The organism is Thermogemmatispora sp., assembly GCF_019683755.1.
In the GTDB taxonomy this organism is placed as follows: Bacteria; Chloroflexota; Ktedonobacteria; order Ktedonobacterales; family Ktedonobacteraceae; genus Thermogemmatispora.
Genome location: NZ_JADGHT010000420.1, coordinates 1 through 3551 on the forward strand (window position 1 = coordinate 1; position 3551 = coordinate 3551).

The 3551-nt window shown below is 58.9% G+C and carries 3 protein-coding genes; 1 reads left to right on the top strand and 2 read right to left on the bottom strand.

Annotated elements, in window-relative coordinates; translation table 11 throughout:
• Positions 1 to 1416: cell division protein FtsZ (gene ftsZ, locus IRZ24_RS18205; protein WP_297167456.1), on the top strand; the 1416-nt coding region annotated here is incomplete at its 5' end.
• A gap of 502 nt (positions 1417 to 1918) precedes the next feature.
• Here ftsZ and IRZ24_RS18210 read toward each other — a convergent pair.
• Both IRZ24_RS18210 and larB read right to left on the bottom strand, forming a co-directional pair.
• Positions 1919 to 2245, bottom strand: coding sequence for a KGG domain-containing protein (locus IRZ24_RS18210; RefSeq protein WP_297167459.1), 327 nt, complete (start codon positions 2243 to 2245; stop codon positions 1919 to 1921).
• 106 nt (positions 2246 to 2351) lie between these two features.
• Complete coding sequence (gene larB, locus IRZ24_RS18215; RefSeq protein ID WP_297167462.1) at positions 2352 to 3173, bottom strand: nickel pincer cofactor biosynthesis protein LarB; 822 nt, start codon at positions 3171 to 3173, stop codon at positions 2352 to 2354.
• Positions 3174 to 3551: the final 378 nt, after the last annotated feature.

The window sequence follows — 3551 nt, forward strand, 5'->3', positions numbered from 1 at the left end:
AACCGCTGGGCCGTACTCCGACATGAGGTAGAGGTGGGAGAGGATATGCGGGAGGAGCACACCCTGGCCGGCTGGGAGCAGCGGGATACGGAAGAGGAGCTTATCGCCACTCAGACGCCCACTGAGGAGCGCTGCGATGAGCCGCGCCATGTTGATATTGTGGTGGCTGGCGTGGGCGGCGGAGGGACAAATGCGGTGAATCGCATGATTGATATGAACGTCAGGGGCGTGCGCTTCATCGCCATGAATACGGATGCACAGGTGCTGGAGCTCTCACAGGCCCCGCTGCGGATTAGCTTAGGCTACCATTATACCAAGGGCTTGGGAGCGGGCGGTAACGCGGCTGTGGGAATGCGCGCAGCAACGGAGAGCGCTGCGGAGATTCGCGCCGCGCTCAAGGATGCCGATTTAGTCTTTATTGCTGCCGGCCTAGGAGGTGGTACCGGTACAGGAGCCGCACCAGTGGTGGCCTCGATTGCCCGCAAGTTGGGAGCCTTGACGATTGGTATTGTGACACTCCCTTTCAGCTTTGAAGGCGCGCGGCGTCGCCGCGTGGCTCAGGAGGGCCTGGCCGAGCTGAGCAAGGAGGTCGACGCTCTGATCACTGTTCCTAACGACCGCTTGCTGATGTCGAGTACACGAGACCGCAGCCTGGCGGAAGCCTTTAAGGTCGCTGATGATGTACTGCGCCAGGGGGTGCAGGGGATCGCTGAGGTCATTAATGTACCCGGGTTGGTCAACGTTGATTTTGCCGATGTGCGCAATGTGCTGCGCGGTGCTGGCAGCGCTTTGATGAGCATCGGCGAGGGGAAAGGCCGCAATCGCGCTCAGCAGGCTGCCCAGGAGGCAATTGCCGGCGGATTCCTAAATGTGACTATCAAGGGGGCTCATCGAGTATTGTTCAATATTAGCGGCGGAGAGGATCTGACGCTCTTTGAAGTGAATGAGGTAGCAGAATGCATTCGGAGCGTCGTCGACGAGGCCGCGGATATCACATTTGGGGCAGTCATCGATCCAACGCTGCAGGATACCCTGCGTGTAACCCTAATCGCCGCAGGGATGGAGGAGCCTTTGAGGGCCCAAACACCGGCGCTAATCTCAGGGGTACCACATCCAGCCCAGCTTCAGGCTCCGGCCCAGGCTAGCCAGGCAGCCAACGGCGCAGGCACGCCAGAACCGGTACGGGCGGCTCATCAGATGGTACCTATGCCACCTTTGACGCCACGCCCTTCACTCTCTCAGGGAGCACCAGCCGCTCCAGCAGCGCCTCCGTCGTCCCTGCGTCCACCCGCGCTGCCACGCCCACAGCGTAGCCTGGAAGATCTGCGCGGCTTACGCAGCTTGGCGCGCCGCTATCAGGAACGGCTTGAGCAGGAGAAGGAGATTAGTGCACCTCCTTTTTTGCGTCGTCGCTAGAGAGAGGAGGATGGAGCGATCACCAGCAGGATGAACAGTCTGCCTGTCTTGTCTTGTCTTGTCTTGTGAGCAGCGCCATGCCTATGGCGGCAGCGAGGGCGAGCGAAAAGATAGTTGTCTTTGATCAGTAAGTAGGTATCCGTCTAAGGAAGCCAGCCGGTGGGAGCAGGTCAATCCAAGCTCATCCATTCTACTAGCCGTCTACCTCCCGCAAACAATGCGCTCTGATGCAGATCATCCAAGGGGAGCTGACCACAACCAACGTGGCCAGTCTCCCCGCCTCGCTGTTCAGCCTCCTCGCTGGACAGCTTTTCCTTCCCCACAGCTTTCCCGCCGTAGGGCTTTCATTCACTTCATTGTCGAGCGGTAGTAGCCATCACTAGCCACTTCACGTCCGACTCAATCCAGCACGCAAGAGCAGTGGACCAGGTAGTGATTGATAGGCGCTTGCCAGAGATTCAGCCACTGCATCTCTTGGGCGCTCAGTCAGGTAAGGTAGCCATTAGCTGCTCTCGACATCGGCATTGCCCTCCTCCGACGCCTCAGCCGGGGTGGTAGGGGAGTTAGCGGCTCCAGCAGCACGCCCCCGCTCGCCCCCCTTCTTGCCAATGCGCGAATAGAAAGCCGAGCCTTGCTGACGTTTTGTCGACTCGCCGCCCTTCTTACCGATCTCAGAATAGAACTGCGGGCCGTGTTTCTGCTTGACTGCTTCGCCTCCCTTCTTGCCAATTCTGGCATAGAACTCAGTGCCATACTTCTCACGCACAGCCTGACCGCCATGCTTGGCCTTCTGCGATCCGGGTTCCGGTCCGCGCTTATTGTTCGCCATAGAAAGTCCCGCCTCTCTTTCACTCAAACTCCACGTTTACCCAACAACGCGGCGAGACAGTCTCTGCTCCCAGCTAGAGAGAGACAGAAATCTCGCAGCCTTCTAGCTAGCGCAAGGGATGCTTGCGAGCCTGAGCCACGCGGTTGGCGATCAGAGCCGCGGTAATGCCTGCGCCAACACCGTTATCGATATTGACGACGGCAAGGCCGGGCGCACACGTCTGCAGCATTGACAGGAGGGCGGCCAAGCCCTTGCCACCCAGGCCATAGCCAACCGAAGTGGGCAAGCCAATGACAGGGACAGGAACCAGTCCTGCCACGACCGAAGGGAGCGCCCCATCCATGCCAGCGGCCACCACGATCGCATCTACGTCGTTCGAGAGCAGGTCACGCAAAGGACCAATCAGACGGTGTAGCCCTGCCACCCCCACGTCATAGATACAGGTCACGCGGCAGCCCATTTCCTCGGCAATGAGGGCCGCCTCCTCCGCTACAGGGACATCGGAAGTGCCCGCCGTGATGATACCGACGTGCCCCCCGGTGTCGGGACGCACAAAATCGGGCCTGGAGATGACCATCGCTCTGGCGGCTTCGCGCAGACGAATGGTATAGTCATGAAAGACGTCCAGGAGTGCTTCCTTTGTCTCTGAGCGCATGCGGCTGATGATCGCTCGCCCTGAGCCAGCCAGTAACGCCTGAGCCATCGCGATCACTTGCGCCGTCTCCTTGGTCTCAGCCAGGACGACCTCCGGCGCTCCCTTCCTACGCTCGCGACCAGGATCAGGGCGAATCGTTATCGCCCCCCGCTCCTCATGGGACGATGATGACTGTGATAGTTGCACCACCCCGCTCGTGCACGCTTCCAATCCTTTGCTCAGTTGCTCTAACTCTGCGAACAGCTCCCACTGTTCGTCAGCCTGATGGCTCATAAAAATGTACACTCCTGATCGAGCAAAATAATTGTCTTCCTATTCAGGAATTCTCCAACGCCCAACAGTGTAACATATCTCAATAGAAAGAACAAGGCAATGATGCCAGGTCAAGATCACGAGGACCTTGAGGACCTCGGCGGACAAGCATGCTTAGGAGAAGCATCCCCACCCCTCACCACTTGTCCGGCCAGCCGCCAGCCAGGAACCAAACGGGCAGGCCCGTCGCTGCTAAGCTCAACAGCCAACCAGTTTTCCAGAAGATTGGCCTTCCCGCTCCCACTTTCTTCTCTCCTTTCTTCCAAGCATTCCCTTGCTTCAGCGCCTGCCGGCTTAGCCGGCCTAGCGTAAGCTCTCCTAATACTACCTGTCTATGAT